Raw genomic sequence first — 15,083 nt, forward strand, 5'->3', positions numbered from 1 at the left:
TGTCCTATGAGTTTTCTCGCAGTGGTTTGCGGTGGGTTTCGCAGGGGGGCGCAGTGGCTGTTTTGGCTGCTGTTGCACTTGGCTGCAACTCCTAGTATATGCCGCGGCGAATCACCGCGCGAAGTCCTCACGCCTGCGCAAGCCAGAGCCTACGCCGAGGTGCTGAACATGCGGCCGGCCCGTGCCAGCCTTGCCGGTACGGATGCCGGTGCGCTACTGGTGCAGGACTGCCTGAGCATTACGGAGCTGTTGGTCAGCCAGGATGCCCGCCGTTACGAGGCCACAGTAGCTGCCCAGGACGCCCGCCTGAAGCTGCTGGACAAGCAGCCGGCCGGCCCGCTGCAGGCCTACACCGCTGCTGAAATCCGCCTGCACCAGGCGGCGGCGCAGGTGGTGTTTGGCCACGAGGTGCAGGGAGCCTGGAGTTTGCGCCAGAGCTATCAGCAGATGCAGCAGGTGGTACGGCGCTACCCGCAGTTTCTGCCGGCCCGCAAAACGCTGGGCATGCTCCAGTTCTTCATCGGGTCGTTGCCGGAGTCGTACCGCTGGTTTCTGAAGCTGCTGGGGCTGCCGGGCTCCGTGGAAGCGGGCCTGCACAACCTGCGCCGGGCCGCTACTCAGCCCAACGATTTTCAGCTGGAAGCCCGCCTGATTCTGGCCCTGCTGGAAGAAACCTACTACAAAAAGCCCGAGGCGGCCCTGGCCCTCGTGCAGACCCTGCAGCGCCAGCAGCCCCAGAGTCTGCTGTTGAGCTACCTGCTCATTAGCCAGCTTAAAAAGCAGCACCGCACCGATGCTGCCCTGGCTGCCTACCGTGCCCGCCCCACCGGTCCCGACTACCTGCCGCTGCCCTACCTGCACCACATGGCCGCCGATTTACTACTCTATCAGGGTCAGTACGCGGCTTCCCAACGCGAAAACCTGCAGTTTCTTCAGCAGTATCAGGGCCAGCACTACCGCAAGGATGCCTACTTCAAGCTCTACCTGGCTGCCTGGCTGAGCGGAGCGGCCCCGGCCGCCGAGCAGTACCGCCGCCGCATTGGCGGCGGGGGCCGCACGGTGCTGGAGGAAGACACTTACGCCCAACGGTTTTTGGAGGACAAGCAGCCCCTTAACGCTCAACTCACCCGTGCCCGCCTCCAGATTGACGGGGGCTACTACCGCGAGGCGCTGACCACCCTCGACGGTTTTCAGGCCACGGATACTACTCCCCTGCGCGACCGGCTGGAGGAACCCTACCGCCGGGCCCGGGCCCTGCACTTGCTGGGCCGCCCCGATTCGGCTAGGCCATTTTATGCCCGCACTATTGCTCTGGCGGGCAGTGCGCCCTACTATTTTGCCCCGCAGTCAGCCCTGCAGCTTGGGTACTTGTACCAGGTGGAAGGACACAAAGCCACCGCCCGCGCGTATTTTCAGAAGGCGTTGAGCTACTCCCGCCACGAGTACAAGAACAGCACGGATACCAAAGCCAAACTGGCGCTGAAGGAGTTAGGCGAGTAAGCGCCCAACCACCCGTTTCCGGCCCGGGGCCGCGTACCTTTGCCCCGTGTCCTCCGCCATGCTTTCTATTCCCCTTTCCGAGTTACCTGCCGATTTCCGGGCTCGCGCGCTGCGCTGGGCGGCCGGTTTCCCTTACTGCGCGTATTTTGAACCGAACGGTCTGCAGTACCCGAATGGCCCTTTTGACCACCTGCTGGGCGTGGCCGATGAGGCCCCCGACGCACCTGGTACCCTGGAAGAGTTACGGTCCTGGCTAACCCAGTTTGCTACGGCTGGCCCTCACTTTGGATTTCTGAGCTACGAGGTCAAAAACGAAATCGAAGACCTGCACAGCCGTAATGTTTCCGGCCTCAACTGGGCGCATTTGCACTTTTTCCGGCCCCATACCTGGCTGCGCTGGGAGGCTGATGTGGTAGAGTTCCACGGCCGGACTGAGAACGTGCTGGCCGCCATTCTGGCAACGGCTGCGCCCGCACCCGCAGCCATCCAGGTTCCGGCCCTTACGCCCCGCATGCCCAAAGCCGAGTACCTGGCGGCTGTGGAAGCCGTGCGGGAGGATATTCTGAACGGGGAGGTATACGAGTTGAACTTGTGCCAGGAGTTTTACGCCGAAAACGTCAGCCTGAACCCAGTAGATGTATTTCTACGGCTGAATGAGGCCTCGCCGGCTCCGTTTGCCGGCTTCGTGCGCCACCACGACCATTTCCTGCTGTGCGCCTCACCGGAACGGTTTCTCTCCCACCACGCACCGGTTATCGTTTCCCAGCCCATTAAAGGTACCATCCGGCGCGGAGCCTCGCCCGCCGAGGATGAGCGGCAACGTGCCACGCTTCTGCACGACGAAAAGGAGCGGGCCGAAAACCTGATGATAGTGGATTTGGTGCGTAATGACTTGGCCCGCGTGGCCCAAATCGGCACCGTGCAAGTGCCCGAACTATTCGGCCTCTACCCCTTCCGCCACGTCTGGCAGATGATTTCCACGGTTACCGCCAAGCTGCGCCCCGGGGTGGATATAGTAGATATACTGCGCGCTACTTTCCCGATGGGCTCGATGACCGGCGCGCCCAAAATCAGGGCCATGCAGCTGATTGAGCACTATGAGCGTACCCGCCGGGGCCTGTACAGCGGCAGCATCGGCTACGTGTGGCCCAACGGCAACTTCGAGTTCAACGTAGTCATCCGCAGCCTGCAGTACCGCCAGGATACCGGCTACCTCAGCTTCCAGGTCGGTTCGGCCATCACTTACGACTCAGTGCCGGAGCTAGAGTACGAGGAATGCCTGCTCAAGGCCCGCGCCATGCTGGAGGTGTTGGGCACCACGGTGAATGAGTGACCCGACTGTCATTGCGAGGAGGTACAAGGACCCAATCCTTGCTTCTAGCCGCTCCAAATGCTGAAGCCATAAAAGGGCCCTGACGTTTAGTATTGGCGTCAAGGTCTTTTGGGCAGGTCGAAATTTTGCGCGCTGAATAGGACGGGCTGCCGCGTCGTGCCGCCTTGCAATGGCAACTCACCGTTTCACAATTTCACTACTTCACCGTTCTGCCATTCTGTCATTTTCAGGCTAAAAGACTTACCTTTGCCGTTCTCTGAATTGTGAAGCTGCTGCCTGCTGCAGGCCTTTTCCTATGTCGCAACCGCTCCTGACCCTCGATTTTCTCGATACGCCCACCCTGCCCACGCCCGCCGTGGACGCCGCCACGCACGCCCACGAGCCCTCGGGCCAAGTGCGCGTGCAGGCCGCTACCCGTACGGGCAAAAGCCGCAAGCTCTACATTGAGAGCTACGGCTGTCAGATGAATTTCTCCGACTCGGAAATCGTGTCGAGCATTCTATTTGAGCAGGGCTTTGATACGACCGACCAGCTCGATGGCGCCGATTTGGTGCTGCTCAACACCTGCTCCATCCGCGAAAAAGCCGAGCAAACCGTGCGCATGCGCCTTTCCCAGATCAACAGCCATAAAAAGCGCAACCCCGGCCTACTGGTGGGTGTGTTGGGCTGCATGGCCGAGCGCCTGAAAAGCAAGTTTCTGGAAGAAGAGAAGCTGGTGGACCTGGTAGTGGGCCCCGATGCCTACCGGGACCTACCCCAGCTGATTCAGCAGGTAGATGGCGGCCAGAAAGCCGTAAACGTGCTGCTGAGCCGGGAGGAAACCTACGCCGACATCACGCCGGTACGCCTCAACAGCAACGGCATCACGGCCTTCATCAGCATCATGCGGGGATGCGACAATATGTGCTCCTTCTGCGTGGTACCCTTCACCCGGGGCCGGGAACGTAGCCGCGACGCGCACAGCATCGTGCAGGAAGCCCGCGATCTGGTAGCCGCTGGCTACAAGGAAGTTACTTTGCTGGGCCAGAACGTGGACAGCTACAAGTGGGCCTCGGAAGACGGTACCGAATCGGTGAACTTTGCCCAGCTCTTGGAGCGGGTGGCCCTCATCAGCCCGCTGTTACGGGTGCGCTTCTCCACCTCCCATCCCAAGGACATCACTGATGAGGTGCTGCACACGATGGCCCGGTACGACAACATCTGCAAGTACATCCATCTGCCCGCCCAGAGCGGTAATTCCCGAGTATTGGCCCTCATGAACCGTACCTACGACCGGCCCTGGTACGAGGAGCGGGTGCGGGCCATCCGCCGCATTATGGGCGAGGACTGTGCCATCAGCACCGACATGATTGCCGGCTTCTGCTCCGAAACCGAGGAAGAACATCAGGACACGCTTAGCCTGATTGACTTCGTGCAGTACGATATGGGCTATAACTTCTTCTACTCGGAGCGCCCCGGCACCCTGGCCGCCCGCAAGCTGGAAGACGACATTCCGCTGGAGGTGAAGAAGCGCCGCCTGCAGGAAGTTATTGACCGTCAGCAACTGCATGCCCGGGCCCGCTATGCTCGCATGGTCGGCCGCGTGCACCAGGTACTGGTAGAAGGCCGTTCCAAGCGCTCGGAAGAGCAGCTCAGCGGCCGCAACAGCCAGAACCAAGTGGTCATCTTCCCCCGCGGCACTGCTCAGAAAGGCGACTACGTGAACGTGCTGGTAACCAGCACCACCGGCGCTGCGCTAATCGGGGAGATTGTATAGTTGATTCGTGTAATCAAGTTGCTCCACTTGTAGCCGGAATGAGTAAGCTAGAAAAATTTGTCGCAACGCTATTGAGCGGTTATAGCGACAAAACGCTCGATTTTACTGCGTTATGCGGCCTGCTTTTGAAAATTGGATTTTCACAGCGTATCAGAGGTAGTCATCACATTTTTACGAAGGAGGGAGTAGAAGAAATTATCAATCTACAACCTACTTCTGGAGGCGTAGCAAAACCATACCAAGTAAAGCAGGTCCGGGAGTTATTGCAGAAGTATGACTTTACGTTAACTCCAGCACCGGGCCTGCGGGTCATTTCACAGACATTACCAACAGTTATTATTCCTCTCAAACCGAAGAAATAATATGGATGCTGCTCAACAATACGCCATTGTGATTTCCTGGAGTGAGGATGATCAAGCTTTCTTAGCGGAAGTTCCCGACTTGCCCGGCTGCATGGCCGATGGCTCTACTCAGGCAGAAGCTCTGACTAACGCGGCCGTAATTATTACAGAATGGCTGGAAACAGCCCGTGAGCTTAATCGGCCTATTCCAGCTCCGCGCCCCCGGTTGCGGTACGCATAAAATAATCCGTCCTGTTTTTCGTCTTTCTTTCCGAAAACCACCTTCTGACTTGACTCCTTCCGAAATACAATCAATCAAACAGCGCTTCGGCATCATCGGGAATGCGCCCACGCTGAATTACGCCATTCAGGTGGCGGCGCAGGTGGCCCCGACGGATATGACGGTGCTGATAACGGGCGAGAGTGGTTCCGGCAAGGAGTCGTTTTCCAAGATTATCCATGCCCTCTCGCCCCGCAAGCACGGGCAGTTCATTGCCATCAACTGCGGGGCCATTCCTGAGGGCACCATTGACTCGGAACTGTTTGGGCACGAGAAAGGCTCGTTTACCGGCGCGCAGGAAGCCCGCAAAGGCTACTTCGAGGTAACCAACGGCGGCACTATTTTCCTCGACGAAATTGGGGAAATGCCTTTGGGTACTCAGGCCCGGCTGCTGCGAGTGCTGGAAAACGGCGAGTTTATTCGCGTCGGCTCCAGCAAGGTGCAGAAGACCGATGTGCGCGTGGTGGCCGCTACCAACGTGAATTTGCTGGACGCCGTGCGCGAAGGTCGCTTCCGCGAAGACCTGTATTACCGCCTCAACACGGTGCCCATTACCGTTCCACCCCTGCGTGAACGGGGAGATGATATCTACCTACTGTTCAGAAAGTTCGCTACGGATTTTGCCGACCGTTACCGGGTGAAGCCCATCAGCCTCACCACTGACGCGGTGCAGGAGCTCCAACGCTTCCGCTTCCCCGGCAACATCCGCCAGCTTAAGAACGTGGCCGAGCAGATATCGGTGCTGGAAACCGACCGGGAGATTGATTCCCGCGGCCTGCGCCGCTACCTACCCCAGGAGCAAACCTCCCAACTGCCCATGCTGGTCAGCGCCGCCGGTGGCGCTACGGATGGAGCCGGCAATGCCTACTCGGAGCGGGACTTGCTCTACAAGGTACTGTTTGACATGCGCCGCGACATGACTGACCTCAAAAAGCTGGTGCTGGACCTGGCCGGCGGGCAGCGCCCCCACGAGGCCCAGGAGCTGCTGCGCCAAAACAGTCACCTCTTCACCAGCGTGCAGGTTTCGCCCTACGATGGCCCTACGGCCCGGCCCTTGCGCCCCGAGGTGGGGGCATCGGATTTCATCCTGAACCCGCGCGACTTGGCCGTGGAGGACGCCACTGACTACGAGGACGAGGACGCACAGCGGGTAGAAGACATTTCCCACGAAACCGAGGAGGAAACCCTGAGTTTGGAGGCCAAGGAGAAGGAAATGATTATCAAAGCCCTGAAAAAGCACAACAACAAGCGCAAATACGCCGCGCATGATTTGGGTATTTCCGAGCGCACTCTCTACCGCAAGCTCAAGCAATATGATCTGGAACAAGCGTAACTGGGCTTTCGGGCTGTGTGTATTGCTACTGCTGCCTCTGTTCAGCGGCTGCATGTATTCGTTCAGCGGTACTAGTGTTGACTATAATACCACTAAGACGATTTCCATTGCCACCTTCGCCAACAATGCTAACAACGGGCCGTCGTTTTTGTCGCCGCGGTTTACGGAGGATTTCAAGGACTACTTCCAGCGCAATACTTCGCTGAAACTGGTACCCCGGGACGGTGATTTACAGTTTGAGGGCCAGATTATTGCCTATGATTTCGCCCCGGCCGCCATCCAGCAAGCCAACGGGCAGGACCAGGCTGGGGCCAACCAGCTTACCATTCAGGTGCGGGTGAAATTCACCAATACCAAAGACCCCAAGCAGGACTTCGAACAGACGCTGCAAACTACCCGGCCCTTCCCCGCTAACCAGGACATTACCAGCATCAACAACGACCCCACGGCCCTGCGGGAGCTGTTCCGCAACCTCATTACTGATGCCTTCAACAAATCAGTAGCCAACTGGTAGCCTGAGCACTGCCCAGGTTTAATGCCTAAATTGGCGTATTGTTGCGGCCCCACCCCCATTTTCGGTGGTTCTGGCTTCCTTCCTCTTTTCCCCGCGCAGCGGCCTCATTCCCTTGTGAATGAGTGCACTGCCCTAGTCTTTACCGAATGACCCGCGCGTCGCTCTTGCACATTCTGGACCATGTCAATGGAATTTCGGACGTCGAAATCCGGGAGCTGGAGCAATTGGCGGCTGCTTTTCCGTACTGCCAAACGGCGCATGTGCTACTGGCCAAAGCCGCCCACGACCGGGGCAGCATGCTGGCGGGCCAGCGCCTACGCCGGGCCGCTACCTACGCCGCCAACCGGGACCTGCTGCGGCAGCTACTGGAGTCAGCGGCCACGGTTGCCCCGCCCGCTGCTGAGCAACCCGTTGCACCCCTCATAGCACCTGAGCCGGCTCTGCTTCCCTCAGTTGATGAGGCATCCGCTCCAAACCAGGAGCTAGCGGATGTTTCCGAAACACTGCCAGCCGATCCGGAAATAGAGACTTCGGCACTTGCGCCAGCAGCGGAAGAGCTTCAACCGGCGGCAGAAGCAACGGAAGCCCTGTTTCTCGTTGCGCTACCTTCTGAACCTGCCACCCCCGAAATTGCGCCGGAGGCAGCTGAACATATTTCACCGCTTCCGGAGCCAAGCTCTACCACGCCAGAACCTGCTTCTTCAGAGCCACAAAGTAAGCTGCCGGCAGCATCCGAAGCCGAGGCTACGCCTCTGAAAGCCGAAGATACCAGTGCAGAGGCCGCCGTAGCGGAGTTGCCCGATACTATGGCAGAAGATGCAGTAGCCGACCCCGGTGCTGCTCCCGATGACCAGCTACCGGCCGTAGCGCCGCCCATTCGGCCGCCAGCTGATGCGGGTATTTCCCGCTTCGAGTTTGGCTTGAGCCGGCCCGAGCTGCCTGCTCCCACTGCCTACCAGTTGCCCGGGCTTGAGGAAGAAGAGGAAGAACTGCCCACACTGAGCACCTTGCCTCTCTCTCCGCCGCCCGTAGTCACGGCCCCCTTCCGCGCCGATGCCGACCTGGGCTATGCACTGGGAGCCGGCAGCCGCTTGGGCTACGACCTGCAGGCCCACGACGGCTACACGCTGGACTTGCCTCTGGATGCTTTTTTCGAGCCCGACGCGCTGCTGTTGGCCCATTTGAAAGCGCATAAACCAAAGCCGTCGGCCTCTTCCTTCGATTTGATTAACCGTTTTTTGAAAGCGCAGCCGCGCATTAAAACCCCCACGGGAGTGCCTCTGCCCGCCGAGGAGCAACCCGATCTGTCAGTGCGCAGCCTCAATACGGCTCCGGCAATAGCCTCCGAAAGTCTGGCCAAAATCATGGTGCGCCAGGGCAAGAAGGATAAGGCCATTGAAATATATGAGCGCCTGATGGAACGCCAGCCCGAAAAAAAGGCGTATTTTGCCGAGCAAATCCAACAACTGCAACAACCTTCGGAGTAGATGTACTACGTTCTTATTGCCCTGATTCTTCTTGTGTGCTTCCTGCTGGCCGTAGTGGTGCTGGCGCAAAACCCCAAAGGCGGCGGAATTTCCAGCCAGTTTGGTGCCGGCGGCGCCGCCCAGCTTATGGGCGTTAAGCGCACCGGCGACCTGCTCGAAAAACTGACCTGGGGCTTTGCCATCGGGCTGATGATTTTGAGCCTGGGTACCCACGTCATTGAGGACGCCCCCGCCAACGGTCCGGTGCGCAGCATCAACCAGCAAAAAGCCCTGGAATCCCGCCCGGCCCCCGCGCCCAGTGCTCCGGTACCTGCTGCCCCCGGCGCTACGGCTCCCAGCACGGCTCCAACTACCGCACCGGCTGCAGCCCCCGCTCAACCAACTCCGGCTCCGGCTACTGGCAACTAACTCAACTGGCTTGCTACTCATTCTTAACCGGTGGTTCCTTCCCCAAGGAGCCACCGGTTTTTGTTTGGGCTCATAGCTCAGCCGGATTATGCACGAACTTCTGCCGTTTGGGGGCGTACAGGGACGGGCCTGCTGGCTATTTTTTCTGCCAAGTCTGCCACTCGCTTGCGGGTAGTAGCTGCCAAAATTCCCGTGGGCGTTCATTCTGTCAGGTTTTGCGGGGCTGGCACAGGAAGTGTAGCAAGCCAGGCACCACTCGTTTTAAGTAAACCTTTCAACCAAAACGTACAATATGTCGCTTAGCATCAAACCGCTGGCTGACCGCGTAATTATCGCGCCTGCTGCCGCCGAGGAAAAAACCAAATCGGGCATCATCATCCCCGATACGGCCAAAGAAAAGCCCCAGCGTGGCGAAGTAGTAGCTGTAGGTGAAGGCAAAGTGGCCGATAATGGCACTACCCTCAAGCCCCAGGTAAGCGTGGGTGACCAGGTGCTCTACGGCAAGTACGCCGGCACTGAAATCACCATTGATGGCCAGGACTACCTCATCATGAAGGAGTCGGACATTTTTGCCGTACTGTAAGGGCTTCTTTCTCTCATTCCTCTCTGATTTCAAACATCCGAATAACTGATGGCTAAGAACATCCAATTCGATACCGAAGGCCGCGACAAACTGAAGCGCGGCGTTGATAAACTGGCTAACGCCGTGAAAGTAACCCTAGGGCCCAAAGGCCGCAACGTGGTTATCGACAAGAAATTCGGGGCTCCCAGCATCACCAAAGATGGTGTGACGGTTGCCAAAGAAATTGAACTGAGTGACCCGGTTGAGAACATGGGTGCCCAGCTGGTGAAGGAAGTAGCCAGCAAAACCGCCGACCAGGCTGGTGACGGCACTACTACGGCTACTGTACTGGCCCAGGCCATCTACGCGGCCGGCTCCAAGAACGTAGCCGCCGGTGCCAACCCCATGGACCTGAAGCGCGGCATCGACAAGGCTGTTGTAGCCGTGGTTGCTAACCTGAAGTCCCAGTCCAAGAAAATTGAAAACTCCTCGGAAATTGCCCAGGTAGGCGCTATTTCGGCCAACAACGACATGGAAATCGGCAAAATGATTGCCGACGCCATGGACAAGGTTGGTAAAGAAGGCGTGATTACCGTAGAAGAAGCCCGCGGCACCGAAACCGAGGTAAAAACGGTGGAGGGTATGCAGTTCGACCGTGGTTACCTCTCCCCCTACTTCGTGACCAACCCGGAGAAAATGGAGGCTGAGTTTGACAACCCTTACATCCTCATCTACGACAAGAAGGTGAGCACCATGAAGGAGTTGCTGCCTGTGCTGGAGCAAGTTGTTCAGACCGGTAAGCCCCTGGTTATCATCTCCGAGGACGTGGACGGTGAGGCTCTGGCCACGCTGGTAGTAAACAAGCTGCGCGGCTCGCTGAAAATTGCCGCCGTGAAAGCCCCTGGCTTCGGTGACCGTCGTAAGGCCATGCTGGAAGACATTGCTGTACTGACGGGTGGTACCGTTATTTCGGAGGAGCGCGGCTATAAGCTGGACTCGGCTACCTTGGAGTACCTCGGTCAGGCTGAGAAAGTTATCATCGACAAAGACAACACGACCATCGTGAATGGCCGTGGTGATAAGGATGGTATCACCGGCCGCGTAAACGAAATCAAGTCGCAAATCGGTACTACTACTTCCGATTACGACAAGGAGAAACTGCAGGAGCGTCTGGCCAAGTTGTCGGGCGGTGTAGCTATTCTCTATATCGGTGCTTCTACGGAGGTAGAAATGAAGGAGAAGAAGGACCGCGTGGACGATGCTTTGCACGCTACCCGCGCTGCCGTTGAGGAAGGCGTGGTACCCGGCGGTGGTGTAGCCCTGGTGCGTGCTCTGGATGCGCTGGAGTCGGTTGACACCCTGAACGGTGACGAGCGGACTGGCGTGAACATCATCCGCACGGCCATCGAAGCTCCCCTGCGTACCATCGTGGCCAACGCCGGTGGCGAAGGCTCGGTAGTAGTACAGAAGGTGCGCGAAGGCTCGGCCGATTACGGCTACAATGCCCGCGAAGACCGGTACGAAAACCTGATGGCCGCTGGTATCCTCGATCCTACCAAAGTAACGCGTCTGGCCTTGGAAAATGCCGCTTCTATTGCCGGCCTGCTCCTGACCACCGAGTGCGTAATTTCGGATGAGCCCGAGGATGATAAAGGTGGTGCCGGTGCCGGCGCTGCTGGAGGCATGGGCGGCATGGGCGGCATGATGTAATCACGGATTTAGACGGATTCACCGGATTCCGTTCTGATTTGTAAAAAGGCCCCGTTGGCATTGCCAGCGGGGCCTTTTTGCGTTGGCCGGACAAATAGCGAGCTACTTTTTACGGATGAGTTGGTTGCTGAAGCCGATAAGCGCCAACAGCAGAACTCCGACACCAACAGTCGTCCGTTTATCGAACTGGTAGTCGGCGCAGAGGTTACGGCCAGTTATTACTGAAAGACATGGGTCGTGGTGCGTTTCATACCGTATGCTTACCTGTACTGTACGCTCACGATTCCGAGGCCGTCTTACAGTAGCAACAGGCTTACGGCCACCACCAGCCACGTGTGCATTTTATCAGACATACAGCAGATACATTACAGAAGAAGCAAAAACATCTATAGTCAGACAGCCAGATTGTAGTTAGCTGGTTAGATTGTACTACTCTCCATAAAAAAAGCCCCGCCGAATCAACGTCCGGCGGGGCTTTCTCTGTATGAAGAACGGAATCCGTGTAATCCTCAACATCCGTCTAAATCCGTGATTTAGCCGCGGCCGTGCATCATATAGAACAGCTTCTTGGCAATGGCAATCAGGATAACCCCGGCCAGAATAACAAAGCCGGCAATCAGCCCAAATACCTTCAGTGCGCCGAGTTCCTCAACGTAAGAGGCAATGTAGCCACCCGCAATTTGGGCAACGAAAGGCGCCAGGAACCACACCCCCATGAGCATGGAAGTGAGCGTGGGCGGCGACAGGCGCGACACCATCGACAGGCCAACCGGCGAGAGGCATAACTCCCCAACGGTATGGAAGAAGTAGGTAGCCAACAACCACAGGATGCTGGCCTTCACGGTCTGGTCGGCTACATCACCACCGCGCTCCAACACGGCACCCACCATGAACAGGAAGCCCACACCCAGCAAGACCATGCCCAGACCCATTTTCACGGGAATGCTCAGGTCCTTGCCCTTGCGGCCTAAGTTGATCCAGAGAGCTGCTACCGGCGCGCCCAACAGCACAATGAAGCCCGCATTTACCGATTGAAACCAGGAAGTCGGAATCAGGAACCCCAGCACTTCCCGGTTGATGTATTTATCGGTGTAGAGTGTGAGGGAAGACCCTGCCTGCTCAAAGCCAGCCCAAAAGAATACGACAAACAGCGTAATAATGAAGATAACGGCCATACGGTCAGTTTCTTCCTTGGTGAGCGGCGTTTTGGCTACTGTTTTGTCTTCGCTGTTCCCCTCAGGGTACATGCCTACGTCGCCGAGGTAGCGCTTACCCAGTAGGTTGAAGCCCAACTGCCCCAGCAGCATACCAATACCAGCGGCCAGGAAGCCGTAGCGGAAGCCGTAGCTAGCCACCTGCTCCACGCCGTCCACCATGGTTTTGGTAGCAAACAAATCCTCGGCGAGGTAGCCGCACACCAGCGGGGCCAGGAAAGCGCCCGTGTTGATGCCCATGTAGAAGATAGTAAACGCGGCATCGCGCCGGGGGTCGCCCTGCTGGTAGAGCTTGCCTACAATCGTCGAAATATTGGGTTTGAAGAAACCGTTACCCGTTATCAGCAGCAGCAAACCTACCACCGTAGGCCAGGGTAGCCCGAAAAAGGCCGCCTCCCGCGACAGTTCCGGCTGCATAAACAGGAAGAACTGCCCAATGGCCATCGTAATCCCGCCGATGAGAATGGCCCGGCGCTGCCCGATGTACTTATCGGCCAGCCAGCCCCCCAGAATAGGAGTCAGGTACACAAACCCGGTGAAGTACCCGTAAATCAGCGAGGCGCTGGCCGCTGGAATACCCAAGCCGCCCTGCAGGGCTGTTTTCGACAGGTAGAGCATAAGCAGGCCCCGCATGCCGTAGTAGCTGAACCGCTCCCACATCTCGGTGAAGAACAGCAGATAAAGCCCGGGCGGATGACCTTGCTGGGTATTGGATTGCTCCTGAACAACGGAGGTTGTTTGCATGAAAAACAGAAAAGTGAAGTGAACAAAACCCCGCAGCTGCAACAACAGGGCAGGTTGGTAAAGCTACAAAAGTTTCTTAACCCAATCGAAAGGCCCTTTATAAAGCCTTGGTCAACTGACAAACGTTCGTAATTCGAAAGAAACAGGAGCGAAAATTCGCTCTTTTTTCCTGGTTCACCGTAGAGGGCTCGGGTTTTTGTCTATTTTTGTTCTCAAATTCCCCCATTTTCCCACCCAACCCCCAACCCGTTTTCGGCCCTTTTTTTATGATGGATTCCGCCGCCAACGCTCGCCTTGCACCCTTGGGCATCTCCCACACTGCTCAGGTGCACCTCAACCTCACCCCCGCCGAGCTGGTAGAGCACGCCCTGCGCCGGGGCGAAGGCACCCTCACCGACACCGGAGCCCTAATGGCCGATACCGGCCAGTTTACCGGCCGCTCCCCCAAAGACCGGTTCGTAGTGAAAGATGCTGATACCACTGAGTCAGTGTGGTGGGGCGACATCAACATTCCCTTCGACGCCGACAAGTTCGACCAACTGCACCAGAAGATGGTACAGTACCTGGAAGACAAGGAAGTGTACGTGCGTGACGCGTACGCCGGGGCCAACCCCGACTACGAGCTGAAGCTGCGCGTAGTGAACGAGCTGGCCTGGCACAATTTGTTCTGCTACAACATGTTCCTGCGCCCGGCCGAAGGAACTGACACGAGCTGGACGCCTGATTTCAGCATCATCTGCGCCCCCGGTTTTGAGGCCGACCCGGCCGTGGATGGTACTCGTCAGAAGAATTTCGCCATTCTGAACTTCTCTAAGAAGATGATTCTGATTGGGGGCACAGGCTACGCTGGCGAGATGAAGAAGGGCATTTTCGGGGTACTGAACTACCTGCTGCCCCACAAGCACGATACCCTGAGCATGCACTGCTCGGCCAACGTGGGCAAGGATGGTGATACGGCCATCTTCTTCGGCCTCTCGGGCACGGGCAAAACCACCCTCTCCGCCGACCCCAACCGCGGCCTGATTGGGGATGATGAGCATGGCTGGACCCCCGATGCCGGCATCTTCAACTTTGAAGGCGGCTGCTACGCCAAGGTGATTGACCTAAGCGCCGAAAAGGAGCCCGAAATCTGGAATGCCATCAAGTTTGGCTCCATTGTAGAAAACACGCGCTTCGTGCCCGGCACTCACACGGTAGACTACGCCAACAAATCGGTGACGGAGAATACCCGCACGGCCTACCCCATCAACTACATTCCGAACGCCATTGAGCCCTCCGTGGCCGGTGCTCCTAAGAATATCTTCTTCCTGACAGCTGATGCGTTTGGAGTGCTGCCTCCCATTAGCAAGCTGGATAAGTGCCACGCCATGTACCACTTCATGAGCGGCTATACGGCTAAGGTAGCTGGCACAGAAATGGGCGTTACGGAGCCCCAGACCACTTTCTCGGCCTGTTTTGGCCAGGTATTCCTGCCCCTGCACCCCACCAAATACGCCGAAATGCTGGGCCAGAAGATGGAGGAAAACGACGTAAATGTATGGCTGGTGAACACCGGCTGGACGGGCGGTTCCTACGGCGTGGGCTCCCGCATGAAGCTGAGCTACACCCGGGCCATGATTACGGCCGCCCTCAACGGGGAACTGGACAACGTAGAGTTCCACAAGCACCCGGTGTTCGGCGTAGAAATGCCTACCACGGTGCCCGGCGTACCTACCGAAATTCTGGACCCGCGCAACACCTGGGCCGACAAGGAAGCCTACGACCGCACGGCCGCTGAACTGGCCGAGAAATTCGTTGCCAACTTCCGCAAGTACGCTGACTACGCCAATGAGGATATTCTCGCTGGTGCGCCGAAAGTAGCCGTAGCGGCAGGCGTATAACGCGTTGCCCTTGTACTTTCA

At 57.7% G+C, this 15,083-nt stretch carries 13 protein-coding genes; 12 read left to right on the forward strand and 1 reads right to left on the reverse strand.

The genetic code is table 11. From position 1 onward, the window contains the following. Positions 1–78 precede the first annotated feature (78 nt). From ABIB60_RS07065 to groL, 11 genes are all read left to right on the forward strand, one after another. Entirely contained in the window at positions 79–1,500 is a 1,422-nt protein-coding gene (locus ABIB60_RS07065; RefSeq protein WP_354578752.1) for a tetratricopeptide repeat protein, read from the forward strand. Between the two features lie 58 nt (positions 1,501–1,558). Further along, positions 1,559–2,833, forward strand: a complete 1,275-nt coding sequence (gene pabB, locus ABIB60_RS07070) for an aminodeoxychorismate synthase component I (protein ID WP_354578754.1) — start codon at positions 1,559–1,561, stop codon at positions 2,831–2,833. Positions 2,834–3,128: 295 nt separating this feature from the next. Next, positions 3,129–4,589: a tRNA (N6-isopentenyl adenosine(37)-C2)-methylthiotransferase MiaB gene (gene miaB, locus ABIB60_RS07075; RefSeq protein ID WP_354578755.1), complete on the forward strand. Its 1,461-nt coding sequence runs from the start codon at positions 3,129–3,131 to the stop codon at positions 4,587–4,589. Positions 4,590–4,627: 38 nt separating this feature from the next. Further along, the gene (locus ABIB60_RS07080; RefSeq protein ID WP_354578757.1) at positions 4,628–4,951 is read left to right on the forward strand and encodes a type II toxin-antitoxin system HicA family toxin; all 324 of its coding nucleotides are present in this window, start codon (positions 4,628–4,630) and stop codon (positions 4,949–4,951) included. Position 4,952: 1 nt separating this feature from the next. After that, on the forward strand, positions 4,953–5,171 hold the full coding sequence (locus ABIB60_RS07085; protein ID WP_354578758.1) for a type II toxin-antitoxin system HicB family antitoxin: 219 nt from the start codon (positions 4,953–4,955) through the stop codon (positions 5,169–5,171). A 49-nt stretch (positions 5,172–5,220) separates the two neighbouring features. Further along, positions 5,221–6,543: a sigma-54 interaction domain-containing protein gene (locus ABIB60_RS07090; protein ID WP_354578759.1), complete on the forward strand. Its 1,323-nt coding sequence runs from the start codon at positions 5,221–5,223 to the stop codon at positions 6,541–6,543. After that, a complete protein-coding gene (locus tag ABIB60_RS07095; protein WP_354578761.1) occupies positions 6,524–7,057 on the forward strand; it encodes an LptE family protein in 534 nt (177 codons plus the stop codon). Before ABIB60_RS07090 ends, ABIB60_RS07095 begins: the two co-directional genes overlap by 20 nt. 146 nt (positions 7,058–7,203) lie before the next feature. Further along, the gene (locus ABIB60_RS07100) at positions 7,204–8,544 is read left to right on the forward strand and encodes a DUF8458 domain-containing protein (RefSeq protein WP_354578763.1); all 1,341 of its coding nucleotides are present in this window, start codon (positions 7,204–7,206) and stop codon (positions 8,542–8,544) included. Continuing rightward, positions 8,545–8,952 carry a preprotein translocase subunit SecG gene (secG, locus tag ABIB60_RS07105; RefSeq protein WP_354578765.1) on the forward strand — a complete coding sequence of 136 codons (408 nt, stop codon included), beginning with the start codon at positions 8,545–8,547 and terminating at the stop codon, positions 8,950–8,952. A gap of 292 nt (positions 8,953–9,244) precedes the next feature. Beyond that, positions 9,245–9,535, forward strand: a complete 291-nt coding sequence (gene groES, locus ABIB60_RS07110; protein WP_315996365.1) for a co-chaperone GroES — start codon at positions 9,245–9,247, stop codon at positions 9,533–9,535. Between the two features lie 48 nt (positions 9,536–9,583). Then, the gene (gene groL / locus ABIB60_RS07115; RefSeq protein ID WP_354578767.1) at positions 9,584–11,224 is read left to right on the forward strand and encodes a chaperonin GroEL; all 1,641 of its coding nucleotides are present in this window, start codon (positions 9,584–9,586) and stop codon (positions 11,222–11,224) included. A gap of 533 nt (positions 11,225–11,757) precedes the next feature. Here the strand turns inward: groL and ABIB60_RS07120 are convergent. Continuing rightward, a complete protein-coding gene (locus tag ABIB60_RS07120; protein WP_354578769.1) occupies positions 11,758–13,182 on the reverse strand; it encodes a peptide MFS transporter in 1,425 nt (474 codons plus the stop codon). A gap of 266 nt (positions 13,183–13,448) precedes the next feature. On the opposite strand from ABIB60_RS07120, the gene pckA reads away from it, so the two are divergent. Next, a complete protein-coding gene (pckA, locus tag ABIB60_RS07125; protein WP_354578771.1) occupies positions 13,449–15,062 on the forward strand; it encodes a phosphoenolpyruvate carboxykinase (ATP) in 1,614 nt (537 codons plus the stop codon). Positions 15,063–15,083: the final 21 nt, after the last annotated feature.

It is taken from the genome of Hymenobacter sp. UYP22, from assembly GCF_040547285.1.
Taxonomy (GTDB): Bacteria; Bacteroidota; Bacteroidia; order Cytophagales; family Hymenobacteraceae; genus Hymenobacter.